This is a genomic window from Thermotoga sp. 38H-to, assembly GCF_011057665.1.
Classification (GTDB): Bacteria; Thermotogota; Thermotogae; order Thermotogales; family Thermotogaceae; genus Thermotoga.
In genome coordinates, this window is the sequence record NZ_LNFZ01000001.1 from 522,350 (window position 1) to 548,766 (window position 26,417).

At 45.0% G+C, this 26,417-nt stretch carries 28 protein-coding genes; 10 read left to right on the plus strand and 18 right to left on the minus strand.

All coding sequences use genetic code 11. The features are described from left to right. Positions 1 to 47 precede the first annotated feature (47 nt). Positions 48 to 1,748, minus strand: coding sequence for an HD domain-containing phosphohydrolase (locus tag AS158_RS02850; protein WP_165304455.1), 1,701 nt, complete (start codon positions 1,746 to 1,748; stop codon positions 48 to 50). 128 nt (positions 1,749 to 1,876) lie between these two features. Between AS158_RS02850 and AS158_RS02855 the strand changes: the two genes are divergently transcribed. The 3 genes from AS158_RS02855 (at position 1,877) to AS158_RS02865 (ending at position 2,822) form a co-directional block, all read left to right on the plus strand. Beyond that, a complete protein-coding gene (locus tag AS158_RS02855) occupies positions 1,877 to 2,077 on the plus strand; it encodes a cold-shock protein (protein ID WP_011943539.1) in 201 nt (66 codons plus the stop codon). 121 nt (positions 2,078 to 2,198) lie between these two features. Next, complete coding sequence (rpmE, locus tag AS158_RS02860; protein ID WP_165304456.1) at positions 2,199 to 2,414, plus strand: 50S ribosomal protein L31; 216 nt, start codon at positions 2,199 to 2,201, stop codon at positions 2,412 to 2,414. Positions 2,415 to 2,447: 33 nt separating this feature from the next. Further along, on the plus strand, positions 2,448 to 2,822 hold the full coding sequence (locus tag AS158_RS02865; protein WP_038052439.1) for a S1 RNA-binding domain-containing protein: 375 nt from the start codon (positions 2,448 to 2,450) through the stop codon (positions 2,820 to 2,822). Between the two features lie 32 nt (positions 2,823 to 2,854). Here AS158_RS02865 and AS158_RS02870 read toward each other — a convergent pair whose 3' ends face one another. The 9 genes from AS158_RS02870 to thiI are packed head-to-tail and all read right to left on the minus strand — an operon-like array spanning position 2,855 to position 10,263. Beyond that, positions 2,855 to 4,003 (minus strand): L,D-transpeptidase family protein, encoded by a 1,149-nt coding sequence (locus AS158_RS02870; protein ID WP_165304532.1) that lies wholly within the window; start codon positions 4,001 to 4,003, stop codon positions 2,855 to 2,857. After that, positions 3,966 to 5,150, minus strand: coding sequence for a bifunctional phosphopantothenoylcysteine decarboxylase/phosphopantothenate--cysteine ligase CoaBC (gene coaBC, locus AS158_RS02875; RefSeq protein ID WP_038052434.1), 1,185 nt, complete (start codon positions 5,148 to 5,150; stop codon positions 3,966 to 3,968). The genes AS158_RS02870 and coaBC overlap by 38 nt, the downstream gene beginning before the upstream one ends. A 2-nt stretch (positions 5,151 to 5,152) precedes the next feature. Continuing rightward, complete coding sequence (locus AS158_RS02880) at positions 5,153 to 5,392, minus strand: DNA-directed RNA polymerase subunit omega (protein ID WP_011943541.1); 240 nt, start codon at positions 5,390 to 5,392, stop codon at positions 5,153 to 5,155. Beyond that, positions 5,377 to 6,000: a guanylate kinase gene (gene gmk, locus AS158_RS02885; protein ID WP_038052422.1), complete on the minus strand. Its 624-nt coding sequence runs from the start codon at positions 5,998 to 6,000 to the stop codon at positions 5,377 to 5,379. The genes AS158_RS02880 and gmk overlap by 16 nt, the downstream gene beginning before the upstream one ends. An 11-nt stretch (positions 6,001 to 6,011) precedes the next feature. Beyond that, positions 6,012 to 6,290: a DUF370 domain-containing protein gene (locus tag AS158_RS02890; RefSeq protein WP_004082206.1), complete on the minus strand. Its 279-nt coding sequence runs from the start codon at positions 6,288 to 6,290 to the stop codon at positions 6,012 to 6,014. A 12-nt stretch (positions 6,291 to 6,302) separates the two neighbouring features. Beyond that, positions 6,303 to 7,181: a YicC/YloC family endoribonuclease gene (locus AS158_RS02895; protein ID WP_038052419.1), complete on the minus strand. Its 879-nt coding sequence runs from the start codon at positions 7,179 to 7,181 to the stop codon at positions 6,303 to 6,305. Positions 7,182 to 7,214: 33 nt separating this feature from the next. Next, positions 7,215 to 8,369 carry a cysteine desulfurase family protein gene (locus tag AS158_RS02900; RefSeq protein ID WP_038052416.1) on the minus strand — a complete coding sequence of 385 codons (1,155 nt, stop codon included), beginning with the start codon at positions 8,367 to 8,369 and terminating at the stop codon, positions 7,215 to 7,217. Then, positions 8,366 to 9,109 (minus strand): lysophospholipid acyltransferase family protein, encoded by a 744-nt coding sequence (locus AS158_RS02905; protein WP_038052414.1) that lies wholly within the window; start codon positions 9,107 to 9,109, stop codon positions 8,366 to 8,368. The genes AS158_RS02900 and AS158_RS02905 overlap by 4 nt, the downstream gene beginning before the upstream one ends. Beyond that, positions 9,106 to 10,263 carry a tRNA uracil 4-sulfurtransferase ThiI gene (thiI, locus tag AS158_RS02910; RefSeq protein ID WP_038052411.1) on the minus strand — a complete coding sequence of 386 codons (1,158 nt, stop codon included), beginning with the start codon at positions 10,261 to 10,263 and terminating at the stop codon, positions 9,106 to 9,108. Before thiI ends, AS158_RS02905 begins: the two co-directional genes overlap by 4 nt. A gap of 107 nt (positions 10,264 to 10,370) precedes the next feature. Here thiI and AS158_RS02915 point away from each other — a divergent pair, with 107 nt between their 5' ends. The 5 genes from AS158_RS02915 to AS158_RS02935 are packed head-to-tail and all read left to right on the plus strand — an operon-like array spanning position 10,371 to position 16,204. Beyond that, entirely contained in the window at positions 10,371 to 11,444 is a 1,074-nt protein-coding gene (locus AS158_RS02915; protein ID WP_038052408.1) for a tetratricopeptide repeat protein, read from the plus strand. Then, a complete protein-coding gene (locus tag AS158_RS02920; RefSeq protein WP_038052405.1) occupies positions 11,429 to 12,151 on the plus strand; it encodes an A24 family peptidase in 723 nt (240 codons plus the stop codon). The genes AS158_RS02915 and AS158_RS02920 overlap by 16 nt, the downstream gene beginning before the upstream one ends. Beyond that, on the plus strand, positions 12,152 to 13,327 hold the full coding sequence (locus tag AS158_RS02925; RefSeq protein WP_038052402.1) for a class I SAM-dependent rRNA methyltransferase: 1,176 nt from the start codon (positions 12,152 to 12,154) through the stop codon (positions 13,325 to 13,327). 5 nt (positions 13,328 to 13,332) lie between these two features. Continuing rightward, positions 13,333 to 14,520: a pyridoxal phosphate-dependent aminotransferase gene (locus AS158_RS02930; protein ID WP_038052399.1), complete on the plus strand. Its 1,188-nt coding sequence runs from the start codon at positions 13,333 to 13,335 to the stop codon at positions 14,518 to 14,520. Positions 14,521 to 14,560: 40 nt separating this feature from the next. Continuing rightward, entirely contained in the window at positions 14,561 to 16,204 is a 1,644-nt protein-coding gene (locus AS158_RS02935) for an HD-GYP domain-containing protein (protein ID WP_038052390.1), read from the plus strand. Here AS158_RS02935 and AS158_RS02940 read toward each other — a convergent pair. Then, a complete protein-coding gene (locus AS158_RS02940; RefSeq protein ID WP_165304457.1) occupies positions 16,191 to 16,793 on the minus strand; it encodes an HAD family hydrolase in 603 nt (200 codons plus the stop codon). The genes AS158_RS02935 and AS158_RS02940 overlap by 14 nt on opposite strands. 64 nt (positions 16,794 to 16,857) lie before the next feature. Between AS158_RS02940 and AS158_RS02945 the strand changes: the two genes are divergently transcribed. Beyond that, positions 16,858 to 18,234: an MATE family efflux transporter gene (locus tag AS158_RS02945; protein ID WP_165304533.1), complete on the plus strand. Its 1,377-nt coding sequence runs from the start codon at positions 16,858 to 16,860 to the stop codon at positions 18,232 to 18,234. Positions 18,235 to 18,245: 11 nt separating this feature from the next. Continuing rightward, positions 18,246 to 18,629 (plus strand): hypothetical protein, encoded by a 384-nt coding sequence (locus AS158_RS02950; protein ID WP_011943553.1) that lies wholly within the window; start codon positions 18,246 to 18,248, stop codon positions 18,627 to 18,629. Here AS158_RS02950 and AS158_RS02955 read toward each other — a convergent pair. From AS158_RS02955 to AS158_RS02985, 7 genes are read right to left on the minus strand one after another with little or no spacing between them, the layout of a single operon-like run. Continuing rightward, positions 18,611 to 20,392, minus strand: coding sequence for an LTA synthase family protein (locus AS158_RS02955; RefSeq protein ID WP_038052379.1), 1,782 nt, complete (start codon positions 20,390 to 20,392; stop codon positions 18,611 to 18,613). The genes AS158_RS02950 and AS158_RS02955 overlap by 19 nt on opposite strands. A 1-nt stretch (position 20,393) precedes the next feature. Further along, positions 20,394 to 22,139, minus strand: coding sequence for a peptidyl-prolyl cis-trans isomerase (locus AS158_RS02960; RefSeq protein WP_038052376.1), 1,746 nt, complete (start codon positions 22,137 to 22,139; stop codon positions 20,394 to 20,396). Next, the gene (gene lysS / locus AS158_RS02965) at positions 22,136 to 23,644 is read right to left on the minus strand and encodes a lysine--tRNA ligase (protein ID WP_165304458.1); all 1,509 of its coding nucleotides are present in this window, start codon (positions 23,642 to 23,644) and stop codon (positions 22,136 to 22,138) included. Before lysS ends, AS158_RS02960 begins: the two co-directional genes overlap by 4 nt. A gap of 13 nt (positions 23,645 to 23,657) precedes the next feature. After that, entirely contained in the window at positions 23,658 to 24,128 is a 471-nt protein-coding gene (gene greA / locus AS158_RS02970) for a transcription elongation factor GreA (RefSeq protein WP_165304459.1), read from the minus strand. After that, positions 24,125 to 24,595 carry a transcriptional regulator NrdR gene (gene nrdR / locus AS158_RS02975; protein ID WP_004082223.1) on the minus strand — a complete coding sequence of 157 codons (471 nt, stop codon included), beginning with the start codon at positions 24,593 to 24,595 and terminating at the stop codon, positions 24,125 to 24,127. The genes greA and nrdR overlap by 4 nt, the downstream gene beginning before the upstream one ends. Further along, the gene (gene whiA, locus AS158_RS02980; protein WP_241241237.1) at positions 24,592 to 25,476 is read right to left on the minus strand and encodes a DNA-binding protein WhiA; all 885 of its coding nucleotides are present in this window, start codon (positions 25,474 to 25,476) and stop codon (positions 24,592 to 24,594) included. The genes nrdR and whiA overlap by 4 nt, the downstream gene beginning before the upstream one ends. Continuing rightward, entirely contained in the window at positions 25,473 to 26,417 is a 945-nt protein-coding gene (locus tag AS158_RS02985; RefSeq protein ID WP_165304461.1) for a YvcK family protein, read from the minus strand. The genes whiA and AS158_RS02985 overlap by 4 nt, the downstream gene beginning before the upstream one ends.

The following is a 26,417-nucleotide window of genomic DNA, read 5'->3' on the forward strand; positions in this document are numbered from 1 at the left end:
TTTACATATATATATGAGGAAAAGTCAAGTTGTTCTCGACTTCAACATCAATTATTCACTGTAAGTTTTTCCCAGATTTCTTTGATCTTTTCGTGTTTTTCCCTGAAAATCTCAATCAGCTTGGGATGAAAATTGGACGGTGAGGTTCTTCCATCTCCCTCGAGGATCACCCTGACAGCCTCTTCATGGGACAAGGCTTTTTTGTAGGGTCTTTCTGAGCACAGGGCATCGTAAACATCAACTATCTTGACGATCTGTGCTTCTATGGGGATCTCGTCGTCTTTCAGGCCGAACGGATAGCCCGTTCCGTCGTAATTTTCATGGTGGTAGAGGGCTATGTTTCTTGCAATTTCCAGTTCTTTTCTGCCGGAGAGCAACTCCCCACCCCAGATGGTGTGTTTCTTCATGATTTCCCATTCTTCCGCTGTGAGCTTTCCTTTTTTATTCAAAATCTCCTTGGGGACCTTTATCTTTCCGATGTCGTGGAGTGGAGCGTACAGATATATTTTGTGAACAAGATCCTCATCGAGGCCCATCTCTTCGGCGAAGAACTTCGACAGTTTTTGAACTCTTCTGACGTGGTTCCCCGTCGGCTCGTCGAAACCTTCCACGATATCCACCAGTTTGTAGGTGAAAAATTCGTACGCTTCTTTGATGGCTTGGCTTTTCTCCTCTATCTCCTGTGCCATCTTCTGAAGCTCAGAATAAGACGCTTCGAGTTCCTCGTAGGATGCTTCGAGTTCTTCTCTCTGAGATTCAATAATGGTAATCATATCGGAGACTTCATCGATGAGCTGATTGATCTCAAGTATTTTCGAAGATGTACTTCCTAAGTCGAAGATCCTGGAACTCAGGTACTCTTTTGAAGCTTTCGAGAATACTTCGAGGGGAACTCTGAGTTCCCTGTCGATCAACTTGGATATTCTTAGAACGATCGGGAAAGAAATGACAAAAGCCAGCCCGATCACATAATTCAGGTGAAGAAGAGAGTTCCTCAGAAAAACAAGAAGCGGTACCTGAATCACAAAGACCGTGGATCCTGTTTTTCTGAAAAATGCAACACCAGACATGCTTATTTTCGCACCGCGATCTGTCGATTCGAAGTCTTCGGGATCGAGTTTCACATGGATCTCACCGTTTTGAAGAAGGATCGTTCCATCTTCTGAGAAAACGTACATGCCCGGCTGCAGAAGATCCTTCATCACCTTTGATGGAACGATATCTATTCCCAGAACACCGAGTAGATTTCCACGCTCATCAAATATTGCTTTTGAAATAGCGAAAGTGACTACTCCAAGAATCCGGTGAACGAAGGGAGGAGTAACCACAGCAGAGTTTGGGTTTTCGACAGCAGCTTTGTACCAGGGTCTCTTTCTTGGGTCGAAATCGGAAGGAAACGTGTAAAGAGGGTAGATGTAGTAAGTGCCATCCGGAGTGGCAAAGATGGGATAAGCTATGTAATCCCCGAAATGTTCACGAATCAGTTTCAAAACCTTGAGAGTCATTCCGGGATTTTCAAAATCCTCTCTGTGGTCGGCGAAGAAATCGAGGACATCCCGGTAATGATCGATTGTTCTTTTCCACTCGTTCGAAACACGTGTGAGCTTTTCGAACCAGGCATTTTTATCAATATAGTAGGTTACTGTAAAAACAATTATGGCTATCGCAAGCGATAGGAGAAAAATGAAGATCAGATTTCTTTTGTAAACCAGATTTTTGATAACATCACTCAATTTTCTCGGCGCCACGTTATCACCTCTTGACGTCATTCTTATTTTACTACATCCAGATCCAGAAAGCACATTACATCTTGACATATCCACTTACGAAGTGTTATGATTGAGCAGTACCATCTTTTGTTAAGGAGGCATGTGTTATGAGAGGAAAGGTTAAGTGGTTTGATGCCAAGAAGGGCTACGGATTCATCACAAAGGACGAAGGAGGAGACGTGTTCGTACACTGGTCAGCCATCGAAATGGAAGGTTTCAAAACTCTGAAAGAAGGCCAGGTCGTCGAGTTCGAGATTCAGGAAGGCAAGAAAGGTCCACAGGCAGCACACGTGAAAGTGGTTCAGTAAAGAGACGAATCAGCCCCCGTCCGGGGGCTTAAATTTTCTTTCTCTACTTGATTTTTGGTCTCACATATGGTACCATTTGGCATGTGAGACGTAATAATATTCATGGAGAGGTGAGGACACGGTGAAAAAGGGAATACATCCAGAGATGAAGCTCGTAACTGTTAAGTGTGCGTGTGGTACTGAGCATACTTTTTACACGACGGTTGACAATATAAGAATCGATGTGTGTTCTAATTGCCATCCATTCTACACCTCCGGTGGAAAAGGAGGCGTTCTTATAGTGGACACGGAGGGTAGAGTGGAGAAGTTCAAGAGGAAGTACGGAGACAACTATTGAGAGGCAATATCACTTTTGTGAGGAGGGTTTTTCGTGAAAGTTGGTGAACTTGTGAAGGGAAAGGTTTCTAAGATCGTGAAATACGGAGCCTTCGTGGATATCGAAGGGGGGGAAAGAGGATTCATTCACATTTCCAAGATCTCCAAAAACTATGTGAAAAGAATCGAAGATTATCTCCACGAGGGACAGGAGATATCCGCGAGGGTGATAGGAAGAGCCAGAAACGGCGGCTGGGAACTTTCCCTGAAAGATCTTGAAGAAGAAACACCGAAGACAAGTGAGAAATCTGAAGAAAAGAAGAATGTGGATTTCGAGAAGAAACTATCCAGATTCTTGAAAGAAAGCAGTCAAAAGCTTTCCGAATACAAGAAGAGACTCGAGAAAAAAGGCAGAAGAAGTGCATGGTAAAAAAGCGGGGATGACCCCCGCTTTCATTTTTTTTAATAGATCCTTTCTGGAAATTCTTTATCTTCTTTTACCACCACAACCTCCGTTCCAACACCAGCAAAGGCGTCGATTTCTTCCACATCTCTGTTGAACATCCTGATACAACCGTGTGAGATCCTTTTTCCTATTTCCCACGGTTTCGAGGTGCCGTGTATCGCGTACGTGGGATCCGATAACTGCATATACCTCGTTCCGAGTCCGTTGAGAGGCGTTCTGGGAGATATGTACTCTCCAAACCAATAAAGGGCGGGATCTATCTCTTTTCTGAGAATCCAGTAACGTCCTGGAGGGGTGGCGTCGTTCCTTCCAAGGGCCACGGGATAAACTTTGAGTAGAACCCCATCGTAGTAAAGAGCAACTTTGGATGAAAACAGGTTCACAACTATCGTGACAGGGTTCTCTTTGAAATAGACCCTTCCGATCTTCAAAATCTGACCAGCCATTATCCTGTCGGGATTTTCCAGACGATTTATCAAAACAATGTCCCCAACCCTCACACCGTATTGATTGGCAATGCTCCAGAGTGTTTCTCCCCTTTTCACAACGTGATCAGCGAACACAGTGTAGTTGAATGCTCCGTCCTCCCCTCTCATGGGTACCGCTACGCGTCTTATGACGTAGATTTCTTTCTTCATGTTGAAGGTGTAACCGTAGGGACCTTTGAAAGTAATTTCCAGTTCATGCACACCATCTTCAAGAAAGGAACTGAAAACGCAGATCCACTTCCCTTCCAGATTGAAAAATTTGAATCCCTTCCCCTCCAAGTTCAACGAAACAGGTATCACATTTTCTGGAGACTGAACGAACACGTACACCAGAACTTCATCGTTTTTTATGTCCGAGATCACTCTTATTTCGGGTTTCTCCAGAGGTACCATTAAAACCTGAGGTAATACACGGTGCATTCTCCTCCCGAAGGAATTCACGCCTTCGACAATCGGAAAGAAGGGACCTTCAAAATCCACCTTGAAGGTGTAATCGCTGTTTTTCACTTTTTCGGGGAACACGAATCCCGCTGGGGAGTAAAGAAGAAAAGTCGTTATTTCTCCTTCGTAGAGTTTTTTCACAGAGAGAGTCACACGATCTTCAGAAACGCTTTTCAGTTCAAGAAGGTGATCTGCCAGCAAGATCTGAAACAACATCAAGAATACCGCAAGCCACACGAATCTTGTCATCTTCATCAATCCTTTTGCTGAAACCGTCCCTGTCGTATATATAGACCTCCACTCTGTCGGAAGAGAACGCCTTTCGGGCATCGTTCAGAACGAGCAAATCCAGGTTTTTCTCTTTCAATTTCTTCATAGCGTTCTCTTCGAAATTTTCGACCTCAGCTGCGAAACCTACAAGAATCTGGTGTGATTTTCTCTGTCCGAGTTCCCTGAGAATATCTTTTGTTCTCTCAAGATGGAGAACGAGCTCGCCCTCTGTTTTCTTCAGCTTTCCCTCAAAAACTCTCTTCGGTCTGTAATCTCCCACAGCGGCGTTCATTATCACGATATCTGTATCTTCGAATCTTTTCATCACCTCTTCGTACATCTCTTCAGCGCTTTCCACCTTCACAAACTCATCCACATAATAAGGTGGTTTCAAAGATGTTGGTCCGGATACAAGAGAAACACTGGCTCCCATCCTCTTTGCGACCGTTGCCAGTGCGTATCCCATCTTTCCGGAACTCGCGTTGGTGATGAACCTCACAGCGTCTATGCGCTCTCTTGTTGGTCCCGCGGTGATAAGAACTCTCTTTCCGGCAAGTTTCTTTGGAAAAGTCAAAAGGTGTATCGCTTCGACTATCTTTTCGTTTTCCGGATACCTTCCCTTTCCAACTTCACCACATGCGAGATGCCCTTCTTCGGGTTCCACAATGAACCAGCCGTTTCTTCTTAGCTTCTCAAGATTCTCTTGGAGCAGTCTGTTGTTGTACATACGGTAATTCATCGTGGGAACAAGAATCTTCGCGTCTTTATCAAAAGCGAGAGCGACGAGCGTGAGGAGGTTGTCCGCTATTCCGTTTGCAATCTTTGAAATGGTGTTCGCAGTCGCGGGGGCAACAACGAGCACGTCCGCTGTTCTGGAAAGCTCAGTGTGCGGGATCCATCCATCATTGACATCCATCCAGTCATAATACACAGAACAGTTTCCAACAGCGGAAAACAACACCGGAGAAATCATTCTGGTGGCGTCCGGCGTCATCACTACGTGAAGTTCATGCCCTTCTTTTCTCAACTTGCTTGCCAAATCCACAGCCTTGTATATCGCTATGCCGCTACTGACACCGAGTACTATTCTCATCCTCACTTCACCTTCGGAATGAGTGCTTTCAGTATCTCCTCGTTTTTGATCCTGATGTAATTCAGGCTGAGCTCCATGAAGGCGATACTTACAGGATTCTCATCATCTGTGATCACAAACGGTTTGGCGTATTCTCTGATCGCTTCTGCACGCTTTGCCACAACAACAGGTATAGCGTACTTGTATGGTATCTTCTTCAACAGTTCATCGTACCTGAGATTGAACTTCACCATCTTTTCCATCCTTTCACCTCCATCTTGAACTGTTCTATCCTGTCCTGATTTCTGATGACTTTTGCCCTCTCGGTTCTCACAATCGACACAACCACTTCCACAGCATCTTCGAGCCTTTCGTTTATCACGATATAATCGAACTCATCCATGAACATGAGTTCCCACTTGGCGTTTTCGAGCCTTACAAGCACGTCCGCTTCCTTTTCTGTTCCTCTTTTGAGTATACGTTCCCTCAGATCTGCATAGGATGGAGGAGCCACATAGATGAACACCGCACCTGAGTATTTCTTTTTCACCGAAAGTGCCCCCTGAACGTCTATGTCGAGTACAACATCTTTTCCTTCGTTAATATGGGATTCCACAAAAGAGCGAAGAGTCCCGTAGAGATGACCGTGGACACGAGCCCACTCGAGAAACTCTCCTCTTTCAACACGCTTCAAAAACTCTTCTTCTGTGATGAAGAAGTAATCCTTACCGTCTTCCTCGTACGGTCGCTTCGGCCTCGTCGTGCAGGAAACGGAGAAAACTACGTTGTCCAGTCTTTTGAGAACTTCTTTGATTATACTGGTTTTCCCCGCACCGGAAGGACCACAGATGACGAAAAGCTCTCCTTTCATCAACCACACTCCTATTTTTTCGTTTCTCGCAACACTCTTTCTATTTCGTAGAAGTTCTCCATGAATCTCTGAGCGATCGTTTCCGGCTGGATGGCACTCAGAATGATATGGTTACTGTCCGTGATGATGATCGATCTTGTTTTTCTTCCATATGTGGCATCGATGAGCTTCCCCTCAAGCTTCGCCTCATCTTTCATTCTCTTCAAAGGAGAGGACTCGGGATTCACGATGGCGATCACACGGTCACCCGCCACCACATTTCCAAAACCGATGTTGATCAGACCGTACATTCTTTCTCCCCCTCACTCAACGTTCTGAATCTGTTCCCTGAACTGAGAAACCAGTACCTTCCCCTCGAGAGCAAGGCTGGTTATCTCACCGGAAATGGACTTGGAAAGGATTGTGTTCAACTCCCTCAACATCTCCTGACCGAGAAAATCCAGGTTCATCCCGACCGAATCGTCGCTTTCTATCAGCTCGAGAGCTCTTTTTATGTGACTTCTGAGCCGGGTGATCTCTTCTCTTATATCGGCTTTGGTAGCCATGAAAGCCACATGATTCTCCAGAATGTCTTCTTTCACAGAGACATCCTGTGGAAGGATCTTTTCTACTTCCTCCTTTATCTTTTCGCGGTAAAGTGCGGGAAGCTGATCAGAGATTTTTTCTATTTCTTCAACTCGGGATGAAAGGTCTTCCAGGATCCTCTTCAGGTCCACGCCTATCTTTTGACCCTCTTTCTTTCTTTCCTCGACAAGTTTTTCAAAGGCCTCTCTGAGAATGGGAATCAGATGGTTCCAGATGCTCTCTATCTCTTCGTCTGAAAGTTCTATCCGAAAGACCTCTCTGAAATTCAGAAGGTCCGAGAGTTTCACGGGTTCAGGAAGAGAAAGTTCCCCAACTATCTCATCGAGCATCGAATAATACGCCCTGACAACGTTTTTGTCTATTTCGAGAACCTTGGGAGGTTCCAGGAACTTCACCTGAATTCGGATTTGAACTTTTCCCCTGTTCACGTACTCCTGCACGAGATTGTTCAAATCTATTTCTTTCATTGAAAGGTACCCAGGCAACTGGTTTATGATGTTCAGACCTTTCGAATTCAAAGACTTCACTTCGACTCTGAAGTGATAGGGACCAGACACCTTCTCGACTCTGCTGAAGCCGGTCATGCTTCTTATCACCAGATATTCCCCCTTCTGGTTGAAATTATACCATTATCGGCGATTATTTTCAGTTAAATCCAGAAAACCGAGAATTTCTTCGATTTTCTCGAGGAAATAATTCACTTCTTCCTCCGTGTTGTATTTGCAGAGGCTGATTCTGATGGCCCCTTGGGCAATTTGTCTATCGATTCCCATCGCATCCAGAACATGGCTCAATCTTTCATCTTTGCTGGTACAGGCTGATGACGTTGAAACATAAATACCATACCCGGAGAGAAGGTTCTGAAGAGTGGACCCTCTGATGTTCGGAAAAGAAACGGAGAGTGTGTTGGGAAGGGATACCTCCAGAGGAGTTATGATTTGGGCTCCCAAGCTCTTCAAACCAGATACGAGTTTGCTTCTGAGTTTCTCCATGTGTTTTGCTGCTTCGCTCAGCTCTTCAACGGCGATTTCCATGGCACGGGCTGCCCCGACGATTCCCGGCACATTCTGCGTTCCAGATCTGAGCCCTCTTTCCTGCCCCCCACCGTGTATGAGGGGTCTGATGGGAACTCCCCTCCTGACGTATGTTATTCCAACGCCTTTCGGTCCGTGAAATTTGTGCGCGCTGAAACTCGCGTAGTCCACTCCCAGTCTCTCGAGGGAGAACGGGATCTTCCCAATCGTCTGAACGGCATCGACATGAACAAGAATTTCTCTGTTCTTTTTTTTCACTATCCTGACCACATCTTCAACAGGCTGGATGGTACCCACCTCGTTGTTCGCAGCCATGATACTGACGAGGAACGTATCCTCATCTACGAGCTTTTCCAGTTCTTCCAGTTTCACAACACCCCTGGAGTCAACGGGAACGTACTTCACCTTGAAACCCTTCATCGAGAGATATTTCACTGTTTCAAGAACCGCTTTGTGTTCTACGGGAGTGGTGATGATGGTTCTTTTTCTTTTCTCAAATGTCTCAGCGACTGTTTTGAGGACCCAGTTTATCGACTCCGTCGCACAGGAGGTGAAGAATATTTCTGAGGGTGAGACACCGAGTATTTTCGCCACCTTTTCTCTTGCTTTTTCCATGTGCAAATTGACTTCTATACCCATGCCGTGTGCGGAATTGGGATTTCCATACTTTTCGCGGTAGAAAACGATCATCTCTTCGAGAACCCGATCGTCCACCCTCGTCGTCGCGTTGTTGTCAAAATAAACCTTCATTTCGACCACCTCGTTTCTAACTCTTCAACACCCCTTTTCACAACCTCTTCCACGTATTTTCTGAGTTCTTCCTCGCTCGAAAATTTTTTCGGATCGATCGGCTCGTGTATCTTGAGAAAGACTTTTCCGGGGGTGAACGTCCATCTTCCTTTTGGAATCAGCAGATAAGTTCCCCAGATGGAAACGGGAAGAACTGGAACACCGGTTTTCATAGCGATCATGAGGCTGTCCTTTTTGAAAGGAAGAACCCTTCCGTCCGGTGATCTTGTTCCCTCCGGAAAGACGATGAAGGTAACACCACTTTTGAGCTTTTCAATAGCTTCCCTGAGAGCTCTCACCGCTCTTCTCGGATTTTTCCTGTCAAGAAACACACCGTTCAGATATCTTATGTACCAGTTCACCCCTGGAATTTTTCTCAGTTCTTCCTTCGCTATGAATGCGCCTGTGGCAACGAAGCCGAGAATCAACGGGATGTCCATGAGACTCTGATGATTCGCAGCCACCACGAAATTCTTGTCCTTTGGAATGTTTTCTCTGCCTTCAACTATCACATCAGAAAAAAGCCAAGTGAAGGCTCTTTTGCCGAATTTTTCTATCTCCTTCAAAACGTACTTTCTGGCTTTTTCACGATCTCTCATTAAAAATGATCTGAAAAGCACGTATCCTCCGTAAAAAACAATGTATACGGTGGCTATGAAGTAGAAGTACAGTGTCAGCAGAAGATCTTTGATTTTTCTCACTCTATCACCTCGACTTTTCTGGAGATGAACGCTTCTTCTTCGAGAGCAGGTAGATCAGGAATCTGATGTTCCAGCTTCTCGAGGATCGAGGGATGGGATCTCGTTGCAGGATTTTTCGGAGCAAAGAAAACACAACTGTCCTGGTAAGGCTTTATAGAGATCTCGTAGGTCCCAATTTCCTTCGCCTTTTCGACGATTTCTGTTTTGTCAAAACCAGAAAGAGGCCTTATCACGGGTCTTGTGGTCACGCTCTCTATGGACCAGAGGTTTTCCAGTGTCTGGCTCGCAACCTGACCTATGTTCTCTCCCGTGTAAAAAGCAATAGCGTCGGTTTCTTCTGCTATTTTTTCCGCTATCCTGAACATGGACCTTCTGTACATGATCAACGAGTATTTATCAGGTACCTTCTTTTTGATCTCAAGCTGCAACTTTGTGAGATTCACGATGTGCAATCTCAGGGGATGACCTCCACTGAACTCTCTGAGAACTCTCAATATATCTCTCACTTTTTCCACGGCCCCCTCCGATGTGAACGGAGGAGACACAAACGTGACAGACTCTATTAGAACTCCTCTTTTCAGAGCGTACCAGCCTGCCACCGGGCTGTCTATCCCTCCAGAGAGAAGAAGGACCGCTTTTCCTCCCGTTCCCACAGGGAGTCCACCGTAGCACTCCACCCTGTCCGTGAAAATCAGAACCCCTTCTGGTCTCACTTCCACCCCGAGAACAAAATCCGGATTGTGTACATCAACGGAAAGTTCCTTGAAGTTCTTGAGTATCAAAGCACCGAGTTCGCTGTTTATTTCGTACACGCCTTTTTCGTACTCCTTGTAGGCTTTCTTGGCCTGTACCTTGAAAGTTCTGTAATTTCTTTTTTCCAGCTTTTCTTTCACCGCAATGAGTGAATATTTCTTCACTTCCTCGAAATCGTGACTCACTAAGAATCCTTTGCTGAAATTTTGAATCCCAAAGATTTTTTTCAGCTTATCGTCGAGTGTTACGTTCTCATCTATCGGAATGAGAAACCTTCCCCACTGTCTCTTCACCTTCATTCCGGTGACCCTCTCGATGTTTCTTCTGAGAATCTCTTCAAAATCTTTTCTGTTTTTTCCTTTGAGACCTATCTCAGAGTATCTCACTATGTAAACTCTCAACTTTTCCACCTCCGGATAAGATTTTAGCAGAAGAAACACAAAATTTGCCGTTTTCTGTTTCATGATGTAAAATGAATATGAACCGCAAGTTTCAGGAGGGATGGCTGATGGCGGAACACATAATAACGCTCGTTTTATCTGGAGAAAAGCTGGAGATCACCACTTCGACGCCTTTCGTTGTGGCCCTCAGAGATCTCCTTTACGAAGGAGACTGGGAACCCTTAAAAGAAGACATGAAGAAAAAAGAGAACATAATGAAAGAAGTACAAACCTGTGAAATACTGGAGAAAGTAGTTCATCTCGATGAGACCGTTTATGAACCTCTCATCTTTCCCGAATTTCAGGAATGGCTCAGGGAAGAGAACATAAGCCCAAAAGATTTTAAAAATGTTTCTCTCAAAGGTCTGTACGATCTTGCACTGGAATACGCTGATCGTAACTTTTACGATACAGCACACGATATCATAAAGTTCATGCTCGACATAGATGAAAACTACGCTCCAGCCTATGAACTGAAAGGTTCTCTTCTAGTCGAGCAAGGCAAGATAGAAGAGGGAATAAAATACCTCGATAAAGCCGTGGAGATAGATCCCTGGCTGGTACAGGCGTACGCCTCCCTTGGGGAAGCCCATTATAACTTGGGTGATTATGAAAAAGCAATTCATTACTGGGAAAGAGAACTGGAATACAACCCAAACGACAAGATCACATATTTCATGATCACAGAAGCGTACCATGAGATAAACCGCAAAGATCTCGCCGCAAAAACACTGGAACGTCTTTTGAAAATAGATCCAGACAACATACCTGCCCTCTACCAGCTTTCTCAGCTTTATAGAGATCTAGGCAACGAAGAAAAGGCAAAAGAAATGGAAGAAAAGATCATGAACTGTAAACCCAAGTATCCCACAGAAGTAGAACCATGGGCTCGCGTGATGCTGAAACACGGAAAATACAAAGAAGTTGCTGAAGAGCTCGAAAAGATCGTGGAATCTTCTCCTTTGAACACTCTGGCACGGTTGCTCCTCGTGGTTCCCTACGTGAAACTCGGTCAGATCGATAAAGCCAGAGAAATCCTTGAGGATATTGGGCAGAACAATTTCTGGTATTATTATGGAAAAAAAGAGGTACTGGACGAACTTCTCACAGAGGAGGAAAAACAGGCTTGTGGAATCTCCTGACGTTCGTGATAGGCATCACAGTCGGAAGCTTTTTGAACGTTGTCATATACAGATCCACGAAGGAGGATCTCAAATTATGGGATCCTCCTCATTCATTCTGTCCCAGCTGTAAGAGGAAAATAGAGTGGTACGACAACATTCCCGTTGTCAGCTACATTCTGCTGAAAGGGAAATGCCGGTATTGTGGATGGAAAATCCCGATCAGATACCCTGTCGTGGAGTTCTCAACAGGGGTTTTGTTTCTGATAAATCGCGCCCTCATAAAAGATCCCCTGCTGTTCGTATCTTCGTGTGTGATCGTTTCTGCCCTCATCGCGATATCACTCATAGACTTTGAAACGTTCCTGATTCCGGATTACCTGAACTTTACCGTTCTGATCTTTTCCTTTGTGGTGGCCTTGAGAACCTCCTTTCTGGAACATTTGATCTCTTTTCTCATTGTGACAACCATATTTTTGGTTTTGAAAGTAATGTACAGAGACGGCCTGGGAACAGGTGATGTGATTCTTGCGATGGGAATAGGCTTCCTCCTCTCACCAGTTCCTTCCATTTTTGCCATCTTGATTGCTTCAATTTCTGGGATACTCTATGCACTCATCAAAGGAAAAGGTAAAATGGATATAAAAACGCGTATACCGTTCGGACCTTTCCTCGCCCTTGGAGGATACATTCTCTTTCTCATATCGTACGGAATGGGGTGGTTGTAGTTGGCAAAAGTGTTTCTGAAGAGTATAAATCGAAGAATCTCAGGTGGTCACCTATGGATTTTCTACAACGAGATTCTAAAAGTTGAAGGGGAGTATGAAAACGGAAGTGTTGTGGATGTTTTCAGACCAGATGGTTCTTTCTTCGGAAAGGGTTACATAAACGACAATTCAAAGATCAGGGTGAGAATCCTTGCCTGGAACAACGAGGTCATCGATCGAAACTTCATAAAGGACAGGATAGAGAGCGCTTTGAAGAGAAAGAGAAAGCTTGTGAAAGAAACAACGGCCTTCCGAGTCGTGCACAGCGAGGGAGACTTTCTGCCGGGTCTCATAGTCGATCTCTTTGGAGATTATCTGGTTTTTCAAATAACGACTCTGGGAATGGAGAAGATGAAAGAGTGGATCTTGGATAGTCTCATCGAGATATTCGAACCGAAGGGAATATACGAGAAATCCGAGGGCACTTTCAGGGAGAAAGAAGGACTTGAAAATCGATCGGGATGGATCTATGGTGAAGGTCCTGAACTGATAGAGTTCGAGATGAACGGCCTCAAATTCCTTGCTGATACCAGAGGGCAGAAAACGGGTTTCTTCTTGGACCAGAGGGAAAATGCCAAAATGGTGATGGATCTGGCCGAAGAGAAAGTCTGTCTGGACGCGTTTTCTTACACTGGAAACTTCGCGGTGCATCTCCTCAAAGGAGGAGCGAAACACGTTACCCTCGTTGACTATTCGGAGAGGGCTCTCGAAGTTGCCAGAGAGATTCTGAAACTGAACGGTTTTGACAGCGGCAGGTACGATCTGCTTCCGGGGAACGCTTTCGATATTCTTAAAAGTTTCGACAGAGAAGGACGAAAGTACGATCTCGTGGTCCTCGACCCTCCCTCTTTCGCGAAGAGTTCGAGCAATCTGGAAAGTGCGAAGAGAGGATACAAGGAGATAAACCTGAGAGCGATGAGGATACTGAAAAAACCAGGTGTTCTCGCGACTTCCTCCTGTACTCAGATAGTTTCTGAAGAGTTGTTCAGAGAAATCCTTCTGGATGCATCCTTTGATACGAAAACGAGTTTGACCGTTTTGAGAAGAGGAGGACAACCTCCAGATCATCCCGTTCTCATGAACGTTCCTGAAACGCAGTATCTGAAGTTCTATATCCTTCAGGTTGACAAGAGGTGATGGGTATGTTTTCTGAACGAGTTCTGCTGACCGAAGAAAGCCCCATCAGAAAACTGGTCCCTTTCGCTGAAATGGCAAAAAAGCGAGGAATAAGAATACACCATTTGAACATAGGACAGCCCGATCTGAAAACTCCCGAGGTGTTTTTTGAGTACATCTACAAGAATAAGCCAGAAGTGGTGTACTACTCGCACTCTGCGGGGATCTGGGAATTGAGAGAAGCCTTCGCATCTTACTACAGAAGAAGACAGAAAGTAGATGTGAAACCAGAAAACGTTTTGGTGACAAACGGTGGAAGCGAAGCCATTCTTTTTTCATTCGCTGTGATAGCAAATCCTGGTGACGAGATCCTCGTTCTGGAACCATTCTACGCGAATTACAATGCTTTCGCAAAGATCGCCGGTGTAAGATTGATCCCCGTAACAAGGAAAATGGAAGAAGGATTCACCATTCCTAAAAACATCGAAAGCTTCATAAACGAAAGGACGAAAGGAATAGTACTCTCAAACCCCTGCAATCCTACCGGTGTGGTTTATGGAAAAGATGAGATTAATTATCTCGGAGATATAGCGGAAAGGTACGGACTCTTTCTGATCGTTGATGAGGTGTACAGTGAAATTGTGTTTCAGGGAGAATTCGCAAGTGCCCTCAGCATTGAAAGTGACAGAGTCATAGTGATAGACAGCGTTTCGAAGAAGTTCAGCGCCTGTGGTGCGAGAGTGGGATGTTTGATCACTAGAAACGAAGAAGTGATAACACACGCTATGAAACTGGCTCAAGGAAGACTCGCTCCACCTCTGTTAGAACAAATCGGGTCTGTTGGTTTGCTGAACCTTGACGATTCCTTTTTTGATTTCGTGAGGGAGACGTACCGGGAAAGGGTCGAAACAGTATCGAGAAAACTCGAAGAACATGGCTTAAAACGATTCACTAAACCTTCGGGTGCCTTCTACATAGCCGTGGAACTTCCTGTGGAGGATGCGGAAGAATTCGCAAGATGGATGCTGACGGATTTCAACATGAACGGTGAAACAACCATGGTTGCTCCTCTGAGAGGATTCTATTTGACTCCCGGGCTCGGGGAAAAAGAGATAAGAATCGCGTGCGTGATTGAGAAGGATCTCCTTTCCAGGGCCATCGACGTGTTGATGGAAGGATTGAAAACGTTTTGTTCCAGTCGTGTCTCCTGTTGAAAAATATTCATTAAGGCATCACAGGAGGTTGGTTACTGAAGTGACAGAAAAAATGGAAAAACTCATCAATTTCCTTGAGATTTCCATGATTGTTCTCCTTTCCAGTTTCTCTTTCTTAGAAATTCTCAATGGTAATTTACTGTCTCTCGCTTACCCCTGTTTTGTTTTTGTTTTGCTTCTTTCCCTGTTCAGACGCAAGTGGTTTAGAAATTTGAAAAATGAGATGAACGAAAAAAGTGAAGAAATGTCTGCCATGAATCAGGAACTTACAGCGTTAAACCAGCAACTCACAGCCGTGAATCAGGAGCTGGAAGCCTCTTACGAAAGTCTTCAGGTTCTCTCCACCCAGCTGGCCAGAATCATGGAAACCATGGGAGAAATGGATCTTGAAGTCGATCCTGTTCCCACTCTTGAGAGGATTTTTTACGACGTGAAAAAACTTGTAGAACCACTCTCAGGACTCGAATTGAAAAACTCGCAGAGAACCATCGTTGTCGGTGAGTTCACAGAGAATCTGCTTTACAAAGAAGCCGGAAAGACATCCGCCAAAATCTTCGTCAGTAGAGAACTCGAAAAAGACGAAGAGTTGTTCCTGAATTCCGTTCTGAACTTTTCTCTCTTTCTTCTGAACGCCCACGATTCGTATCTTGAGGTTATGAGAAACAGAAACACACTATCCAATATGATCAGTTCTCTGGAAGAGGTTTTAAACGTTTCAAGAAGAACAGAACTCATAGAGAAGATACTACACTATCTGAAGGACATGTTCCCCGGAATCGTTCTATCGTCCGTTTCTTTTCTCGAAGGCAGAGAAATAAAAACCTTCTTTTTGAGGGACGGTCAGGTTGAAATGGTCAATCTCAGAAAAGGAATCGTAGTAAAGGCTTTTGAAACAAAGAAGGATCTCTTCGTAAACGATGTGAGGGATTTTCCAGAGTTTTACGATGTCTCAAACGGAAGAACACGATCTGCAGCTGCCATTTTCTTCGAGTACGAAAACACACCTCTCGTCCTCGAAATCGAAAAGGACTCGGAAATCACCGAATACGAGCTCTCATCCCTCAAAATGATGGCAAGAATCTTGGCGATCTTCTTCTCGCGTTTGAGTCTCTACAGAAAACTCCGAAAAACTTTTTTCCAAACAATAGAAGCGTTCTCATATGCGGTGGAGCTGAAAGATCCCTACACCAGCGGACACAGCATGAGAGTCGCCGATTATTCACAGGAAATAGCCAGAAGGATGGGTCTCCCCAATCATGTGGTGGAGAGAATCAGAATAGCCGCCGTTCTCCACGACATAGGAAAGATAGGTGTCAAAAGCGCCGTTCTAAACAAAACTTCCAAGCTCACAAAAGAAGAGTACGAAGAAGTGAAAAAGCATCCGGAACTCGGTGAAAAACTGATCAGCAAAATCGAAGACTTCTCTGATATAGCGAAGATAGTGAGGCATCACCATGAATGGTACAGTGGTCAGGGATACCCGGATGGACTTCGCGGGGAAGAAATACCGTTGGAATCGAGGATCATCGCTGTAGCTGACGCGTTCGACGCAATGACAAGCGACAGACCGTACAGAAAAGCCATGGATAGAAAAACAGCCCTCGAAATTCTCCGCAAAAACGAAGGTCTCCAGTGGGATCCTGAAATTTTGAAGATTGCCATAGACTACTTCAGCGGATTTTGATGAATTTTATTCCTATCTTTTCGCACGCTCCATCGTTCAATTCGTCGTCCCCGTACATAACACAGTCTTCCGGAGAAGCACCCATCTTTTCACATATCTCGAGGTAGTACCTCGGGTCTGGCTTGCAAAAATGGAAGCTCTCCATATCAGTTATCAGATGAAAATCATCTTCCGACAATCCAATCCAGTTCAGTCGCTTCAAAATGGCGATCCTTGGAAAGACAGGATTCGTTGCCAGAACAACTTTTCCCTCTTTTTTCTTCTCTTTCAAAAGCCCCACTGTCTCTTTCACGGGTTTGACAGTATCTTTGAGCGAATCGAAAAGCTCGCTTTCGTAAAACTCCATGAAGAGTTCTTTCCATTTCTCTGCACTTCGTGACGTTTTCTTTTCAAGGCATTTCATGTATCTCTCCAGATTGGTCGATCCATCTGGATTCCTGGTTATTCCCTCCACACAACCAAGAACCAACTCCGGCGAGATCGAAACACCTCTATCTTTAGAGAAAGAAATAAGCTTCTTAAAATATTCCTCTGCGAATCCGTTGTCTTCGGCCAGTGTGCCGTCGTAATCGAAAAGGAAAATTCTCACACTCACCCCTCCTTTTTAACTATCCTAACACTGGTTCGATGATAGAATCTTTAACGGGAGGTGACTGGTTTTGGAAAGAGAAACCATTGGAATAAAACTTCTGAGAGGAGATCCCAGAAAAGCCATAGTGAAACTCTCAATTCCCATGATGCTTGCCATGCTGGTCCAGACGATTTACAACTTAGCTGATGGTATCTGGGTCGCGGGACTGGGGCCTTACGCACTGGCAGCGATAGGATTGTTCTTCCCTGTTTTCATGGTGATCATCTCCCTCGCCGCAGGTATAGGGGTTGGAGCGAGTTCGGTGGTGTCCCAAAAGATCGGAGAAAGAGACAAGGAAGGAGCAGATACCGCGGCTTCTGTTTCCATCCTGCTTTCAATCGTCATTGGTTTTTTGAGCATTGCTGTTATTCTTCCCTTTATTTCTGACATCCTCATCTTCACGGGAGCCAGGGGAGAAACTCTCAGACTGGCCCTCGAGTATTCGGTGATCCTCGTGTATTTCATTCCCCTTATCATGTTCAACAACGTAGCAAACGGTGTTTTCAGAGGTGAGGGAGACGCGAAAAGGGCGATGGTGGCCATAACGATAGGTTCCCTTCTGAACATAGGTCTGGATCCCGTGTTCATCTACGTCTTCGGTATGGGGGTCAGAGGAGCAGCGTACGCCACCGTGGTATCAATCGCTGTTTCTTCCTTTCTGATCGCGTACTGGATGTTTTTCAAGAAGGACACGTACGTATCCTTCCGTTTGAAATGGGATGGAGAAATCCTGAAGAGGATACTGAAGATCGGTATTCCGGCTTCGCTGGCACAAATTTCAATGTCGGTGGCGATCTACGTGCTCAACATCTTTGCGGTGAGGGCAGGAGGAGACTACGGCGTGGCGGTTTTCACGAGTGCGTGGCGTGTCATAAATTTTGGGACTGTCCCGCTCATCGGAATGGCCATGGCCGTGACATCCGTTACAGGTGCCGCTTTTGGTGAGAGAAACGGAGAGAAACTCGAAACGGCACATCTCTACGCCGTGAAACTCGGATTTTTCGTAGGGCTGGCAGTGATGTTCACAATCTTGATTTTTGCCCCATACATCGCTAGGCTGTTCACTTATTCCCAGGAAGGTGAAAAATTATACAGCGATCTGGTGAAAGCCCTCAGAATCCTGAGTCTTTTTCTTCCAGGTGTTCCATTTGGAATGTTCACTTCCTCCATGTTTCAGGGAGTGGGTCAGGGACTCAAAAGTCTGATTGTCACCATAATGAGAACTGTGATTATGCAGGTTGTTTTTTCGTGGCTGTTCGTCTTTGTTCTGAGAATAGGACTTGTGGGCGTCTGGTGGGGCATAGTCCTTGGAAACGCCACATCGGCTTTCATCACTTTCAACTGGGGAAGGTTCACAGTGAAACACCTCAAAAGGGATTTTCAAAAAAACATCGTATAGGAGGGGTTTGAATGCTCAAGTTGGAGGCCAATTACTCCACGATCGAGAAGATCGTTCTGAAAAGCACCGAAGGATTTTCTCAATTCTCACTTTCGAAGGAGGATGAAAACCTTAAGGTGAAACTGAAACACGGTTCCTTTCCTTTTTCCCTGTCGGTGAAAGTCAAAGTAGTATCGACGCAGAAAACACCCGATGATCCCATCATCCTGAAAGTAGGTGTGCCCTCTTTCCTGATGGAAATGCTGAAAAGCAGAATAGAGCGAGAAGGACTGGAAGTTCACGGGAACGAGATTCACATCTACCCCAAAAAGATAGCGAGATTTCTCGAGGATCTGATCGTATCGAGATTGGAATTCGAAGACGACAGAGTGATACTTCACCTCGAGGAGGTCTGATCCTTGGCGACCTTCTGCAGAGGCTGACAGTTTCTGAGGATGAAGTATCTGGAAGCCTCTATTTGCTGTATGGCCTTTACATAGCCATCTAAAAACTCCACGTACCTTTGAGGAGTACCATTTTTTCTGTCGACAGCCAAACTCTTATCCAGTCTACCGTCCCATGAGACAATGAACACTCGGTTGTCGTCTATGAAAGATCCGTCCGGAACGTGATATCTCAAAGCAGCAAAACCATGTTTCGCGTTCAGAAGATCCTGCCCCATGAAGAAACCTTCTCTGTAATTTATTCCCATCACATTCAGGATCGTGGGAAGAAAGTCTATCTGTCCTCCAGGGATGTTGACCACTCTACGAATGTTCTTTCCAGGGATGTGGATAGCAAAGGGAATGTTGAGGGCGATTTCGAAAGAAAATTCTCTATCCAGGATCTCGGGTATCTTCGTTTTGACTTCCCTGTTGAATGGATACAGGCCCGCGTGGTCACCGTAGAGAACGATCACAGAGTTTTCGTAGAGGCCAGCTCGTTTCAATTCATCAAGAAAAACACCGAACGCTTCATCGGCGTAATGTATAGCCTGCAGATAGTGTCCAACGATGGTATCTGATATGTCTTCAGGAAGTTCGAGTTTTCTGTGCTCTTCAGGAATAACAAAGGGAGTGTGACTGGATATAGTTATCAAAAAAGCGTAGAAGGGTTGTGGATAGTTTCGCAGTTTCTGAACAGCCTGCTTGAAGAAAGAAACATCTGCCAGTCCCATCCCGAAAACCTCATCTTGCTGGAAATCCTCAAGACTCACGAATTCGTCAAAACCGATGTGTTTGTAAACCTCTTCTCTGTTCCAGAACCAGCCAACGTTTCCATGAAACGCTATTGTGTGATAGCCGTTTTGTTTCATAATTCTGGGCAAAGCAGGAAGGTTTATCACGGGGTACTCTTCATAGACCACACTGTCTCCCAGTGTGTGAAGAGAGGTGTTCACAACAAACTCGGCGTCGGCTGTGTTCCCGCTCCCCACCTGCTGGTAGCAGTTCGAGAAATAGACGGTTCCGGAGTCTCTCAAAAATGAATTTATGTTCGGCGTGATCTCTTGCCCGTTCACTTCAAGACCGATCACGAAATTCTGCAGCGATTCCATCTGAACGACTATCACGTTTTTTCCTTTTCCTATTCCAAAGAGGATTTTTTGAGAGGGTTCAGCTGTTTCACTTCTAACGGAAGAAACCGCCAAATCGTTGTTTTCTTCTTTCTTGTTCACAAAGAGATTGATGATGTCCTGAACGTGATAATCAAAAACACCGTATCTGTTGAAGACAAACTTCGACTGCAGATTCTGAGAGGTGTGGACGGCACCGAGAAAGGTGAAAGACAGAACCAGGACAAAAAGCGATGACAGAGAAAACGTTCGCTTCGTGTTTTCTTTGAAGAAGAACCACACAAAAGGAAGATCTGCCACAAAGAGAAGAGAGTACAAATCGATGAAGTACTTGATTTCACCGCCGAGATTTCCCACTTGAGGAAGCAGAACTACTTCCTTAATGGATGGAAGGTTTCCGAAGTTCTGAAAATACAAAAAATCAACGAATAACATAAGGGAGAGCACCGTGTAAAGAAGCTTGTGCCCTCCCTTAAAAACCAGAAGCAGCAACATCAACCATCCTGCGGTACTGAAAACAACGGAAACGCTGAAAGAACTCAAAGTAGGTACGTAGAAAAGAACGATCTTTGCTGCCAGAAAAACTATCAGAAGATAGTCGCTCATTTCATTCTCCTGTCGATGTAGAAGGTGTAGATTCTTCTGATGCTTTCATGGCTTCGAGAATTGATTCCACCTGATTGTAGGCAGACTCGTAATCCATGAAATTTGGATCGATTTTTTTCATCTCATCAAGGTAATACTTCGCAGACGTGGGATCGTTCAGTGCAAGGCTCATATCGTAGAGCATGTAATAAGAGTCGAGACGTATGCTGGTAGAAGCGTCCGTTGCATTGGCCACTGTGTAGAGACCGAGAAGAACCCCAAATATCTGGTTCGGATCGTAGGTTCCAGTTGACAGATAAGGTTTGATCTGGTTGTAAAGATTGGAGTAATAGCTGTACCTGATGTTGATGTCGTTGGGGTGCAAGCGGTACGCGTATTCCAGTACATACGTGGAAGACGGGTAGTTCTCGTAAAGATAATCCACAACTGTTTTCTTTTTGTTTTCCACATCTGCTTTCTGTTTCTCAAGTTCCTCTTTTTTTGCATCGGCTTCTTCAATGGAGAGTTTCCCGTACTTCTTTATAAGATCCTCATCTGGTTCCTGAGAATTTTCAAGCACTGTTCTGTACTGAGTCAATTCGGCTATCTGTTTGGTGAGTTCCTGGATCTTGCTGTCGGAGAGAAGGACGAAGAGAGATTTCAGCTCATCAGATGTTTCTGTTACCAGGTTTTCTCCCTGGAAGAGAAGGTTCGCCAGTTTTCCGTAGAGGTCTTCTTCGTTCTTGAAGTACTTCCACCAGTATTCAAGAACCTGATCGTTGAACGCGTACGATAGATTTTCTTCCTTCATGAACTCTTCCAACCACTTCTGGAATTTTTCCTGTTCCAGCTTCGTTTTCACATCACTGTACGCGTCGCTGTTCTCGAAGGCGTTGAAATCTGTGAGAACCGAGGAAGTCTTCACCCTGAACACGTACCACTGATCGAGGAAAAAGAACGGTCCAACAATCGAACCTGGAGTGGCACTGAACAGAGCCGTGTCTATTTCATCCGGGAAAATCCCCCTTGTAGCGTTGGAAAAAGGTTGAACAGTAACATTCATACTGGAAGCTGCTTCATCGAAACCCACCTCACTTGCTTTTGCAATGAACCCCTGAGCCGTGGAACTGCTGTCGAACGACACAGCTTCTATGTCAACTCTGTCGTACTGCTTCTGAAGGTCTTCCTTGTTTTCCTCGAAATATTTCTTTATTTCATCCTCGGTGACAACTCCCACTTTTTCCTGAACCTTCTTGATGGTGAGCTGAACTCGAATTTGAGGCTCCAGGTAGTTCTTCTCGTAGTTCGAAAGACTTCCGTACGTTCTCTCTATCCGGTTGAGCTGATTTTGATCGTTCTTTATTGTTTGGATAACGTTGTTCACTTCCTGGTTGATTTCTTTCTTGGAAGGCTTTATGTCGTTCTTTTCCGCATAGTAAAGAACCACTTTCTGCTGGAGAAAGACGTCCGCTATCAGAGCTTTGAGTCTGGGTTCCTCAAAAAGTGGATCTAGAGATATGATCTGATAAGAACTCAACAGGTTGGAGTAGTAGTCGTTCACTTCCCACGGCATGAGCCAGTAGGTAGGATCGTTCAGAGCCGTTCCGTCTTTTGTGATGTAAGCGAGACTCTGTTCGAGGGAGTATTTAACGTTGTTCTGGGTGTTTCTGAGGTTGATAGACACCGACCACCAGATCATACCCGCCACGAACGCAATAGCAATCGTCCAAATAATGACCCCTTGCCACTTTTTCATCCATTTTCTCATTCTTCAAACCCTCCTTCGAATTCCGCCTCTTCTTCCTCGAACTTTTTGGGTTTCACAATGGGGAAGGGAATCACATCCCTTATTGTGGGAGAATCCGTGATGAACATGAAGAGCCTGTCAAGACCAATTCCCAGTCCTCCCGTGGGAGGCATTCCATACTCGAGGGCCCTCACAAAATCGAGATCCATCATGTGTGCTTCTTCGTCCCCCTCTTCTCTCATTTTCGCCTGTTCGAGAAATCTCTGGTATTGATCAACGGGATCGTTCAGCTCACTGAACGCGTTCGCGATCTCCCTTCCAAATATGATGAGTTCGAACCTTTCCGTGAGTCTAGGATCCTCTCGGTGTCTTTTGGCAAGAGGGGAAATCACCACAGGATGATCGATTATGAAGGTGGGATTCACCAGTTCTTCTTCCACCAGATCTCTGAGTTTATCTATGAGGTGTGCTCTGTTCTTTATTTCCAGTTCCACTCCATATTCTTCGAGCTTCTTCAACAACACTTCATCGGGATCTTCGAGGATGTCCACCCCGAGTTTTTCTTTGAGAAAGTCTCTCATTCTCACTCTTTTCCAGGGTGGTGTGAAGTCTATCTCCTTGCCCTGGTAGGAGATTTTCAAGGTGCCGCATGTTCTTTTCACAACTTCCACTATCAGTTCTTCAGTGAGATCCATCATATCGTTGTAATCCGCGTAAGCCTGGTAGATTTCTATGCTGGTGAACTCGGGACTGTGTTTGTAAGATATTCCTTCGTTTCTGAAGTTCTTTCCTATCTCGTATATCTTCTCAAAACCGCCGATGATCAACCTCTTCAGGTAAAGCTCCGGTGCGATTCTCAGATACATATCTATATCAAAAACGTTTAGGTGGGTCACAAAAGGTCTCGCTTCCGCACCACCTGTGACGTAATGGAGGATAGGCGTTTCCACCTCGATGAATCCCCTGCTGTTGAGAAATTCCCGTATCACTTGAACAGCCTTGAAGCGCTTTCTGAACCTCTCAATAGCCTCGTCGCTTACGATGAGTTCGAGGTACCTCTGCCTGTATATGATTTCCTTATCTTTTATGCCGTGCCACTTCTCGGGCAAGGGACGTAGAGCCTTACTCAGAAGCGTGTATTCTTGAACGTAAATGGTCAACTCTCCGGTTTTGCTTTTGAACGGAAAGCCTCTTACTCCTATAAAGTCACCTATTTTGACGTGTCTTTTGAAGAGATCCATTTTTTCCTTTCCAACAGAATCTGCCCTTACGTAAGCCTGGATTCGACCTGTGTCATCTTTCATGTGAAAGAAGGCCGTCTTTCCATGGTGGCGTATCGACATGACTCTCCCTGCGAAAGAGAGTTTTTCAGATTCAAGAACTTCTCCAGCTTGGAGATAGTCGTACTTTTCTCTTATTTCCCTGGCTGTGAGTTCTTTTTCGAATTTGTAGGGATATAGCTCTATACCCATGGAACGAAGTTCCTGTATCTCCTTGAGCCGTTGTTCTTTGAACTCTTTTAACACACAACCACCTCCGTTACTTGTTCATAACCGCTATCACCTGATAACGCTGAACACCACTGGGAGCTTTTACCTTTACCACATCTCCCACCTTTCTACCGAGAAGGCTTTTGCCCAGTGGAGAGTCGGAGCTTAGCTTTTGAGCGAAAAAGTCCGCTTCCTGAGGTGTGACGATTCGAAACTTGTGTTCTTCACCGGTATCCAGGTTCTTTATAACAACCCATTTCCCCAGTGTGACCTCGTCGTTTTCCTCAGAATCTTCTATGATCTCCGCATTGCTCAGAATCTGCTCGATCTCCATGATCCTGCTTCCAACACGCCCCTGTTCGTTCTTCGCGGCTTCGTATTCCGAGTTTTCCGATAGGTCTCCGAGTTCCCTCGCTTCTTTTATTCTTTCAGAGATCTCGTACATGAATTTCCTTTTCAGATCTTCCAATTCCTTCTTCAGCTTTTCATAGCCCTCACGGGTGAGCCGAACCTTCTTCATTGTTCTTCGCCCTCCTTCTCTCTTTTTAGTTCTTTCACGATCTCCAAGAATTGATCCACTTCCCTGAAATCACGATAGACTGAAGCGAATCGTACGTAAGCAACCTGGTCCAGTTTCTTCAACTCCTCCATAACCAGTTCTCCTATTCGTTTCGTTTCAACTTCGAAGGATCCTTCTTCTCTGAGTTTCAAGCAGATTCTGTTCACAGCTTCTTCGATCTGCTCGTAGGTGACAGGTCTCTTCTCACAAGCTTTTATCATACCATTTTTTATCTTTTCCCTGTCGAACTTTTCCCGTCTGCCATCCTTTTTTACAACGAGAACAGGCGCTTCTTCGTATCTCTCGTAGGTGGTGAATCTTTTACCACAAGAAGAACACTCCCTGCGTCTTCTGATAGCAGTTCCATCGAGGGTTGGCCTCGAATCGAGCACTCTTGTGTCCATCGAACCACAAAACGGGCACTTCATTTTACATCACCAAACCTTTCAGCTATTTTGATAATTCTTTTCAGTTTCGAGTATATTTGAGATTTTGTGAGATTTAACTTTTTCCCCAGCTCTCTGAGTGAGAGTTCTTTGTTTCTCAATCGAACCAGGGCGACTCTTCTCAAATCTTCGGGTAAGTTTTCGAGTCCCATGTTCTCTTTTATAAGCTCTATCGCGCGTATCTGACGTGCTGTACTGTTGGCCGTTCTGATGGCGTTCGCCTCTATAAAGTTGACCGTTCTGTTCACATCACCGATCACTTTTCTTTCAGTGACGATTCGATCTATCTCTTCAAGCTTTCTTTGAACCCCTATAGCTTCAAGGAACACAAGAATATCCTTTATAGACTTTATATAAAGTTTTCTCGTATTTCTGAGTTCTACGATGCCTGCGTTTATGTTGAAGAACTCTTTCAAACTCTTTTTTGTGAGAGCGAGCGTTTCTTCCTCAAAAAGATTAATTTCCAGATGATAATGATACCTTGGATTCGTCATGGATCCTCCGCTGAGAAACAACCCTCTCAAAAATGAAACAAAGATGGCTACGTCGAAGAACGGATCTATCATCATGAAACTTTCTGAATACTCCGCAGTGATTTTTATGTACCTCTTCTTTATGTTGTGCGATTTCTCTACGATTATCTCCGAAACGGGTTTTGAGAGATACTTCATTAAATTCAAAAGCCGCCTCGAGGCGGCAAAAGAATATAAAGAAAAAACGATATGCCTGCTCTTGACGTCCAGATCGCCTCGTGCTTTTATGAAACCCAAGAGTTCCGCTATAGCCTCATCACGACTACCAAAAGGAACGTTCACGAGTTCTTCTTTTATCTCTTCAGAGAAAGTTCGCCTCAAGAGGCTCACCACCTCGAAATTCTCTCAATCACATCCGCCAGTTTCACAGAATCGTGTCTTATCTTTCTTTGACCATCTGAGGGATCTACTACCTCTATAAGAAAAGGCTCTGCTAGAATGGTGTTCTGTATGTTTTCAGCGTCGATCTCCACGAAATCACTGCCCTCTTTTCTATACCTTTCGAGCACCTCTTCAGAGGGCTTGCGGGTGTTCACCAGCACGAAATCTACGCTTTGCTCCAGGTACCTTTCGAGTTCTTTGACGTGGTCCGAGACCCTGTATCCTGTTGTTTCACCTGGCTGGGTCATGAGGTTACACACGTATATTTTTTTCGCTTTTGATCTTTTTATCGCATCCTTCACACCGTTTACGAGAACGTTTGTGATGATACTCGTGTAGAGACTCCCTGGGCCAAAGATGATGATATCGGCCCTTTCAATCGACTCGAGGACTTCGGGAAGTGCATCGATCGGTCTATCCAGCCTGACTTCGACTATCTTTCCACCTCTTCTGACGATGTTCGTTTCACCGATCACCTCTTCTCCATCTTCGAACCTTGCCACAAGTCTTGCGTGATCTTCGCTTACGGGTAAGACTCTCCCTTTTATAGCGAGCACCCTCTCCAAGATCCTTATGGCCTCCGAAAAACTTCCTTCGATCTTGGTAAGAGCCGCTATTATCAGGTTTCCCAGACTGTGTCCCTTAAAAGACCCCTCACTGAAACGATAGCTCATCAGCTTCGCAAGAAGATCTTCATCTTTTGCCAGAGCCACGATGTTGTTTCTCACATCGCCTGGAGGAGGTACGTTCAGCTCTTTTCTTAACTTTCCGGAGCTTCCCCCTTCGTCAGTGACTGAGACAACGGCGGTTATTTCAAAAGAATCGATGTTTTTCAAGCCTTTCAAAAGAGTGGAAAGTCCCGTTCCTCCACCTACAGCGACCACCTTCAC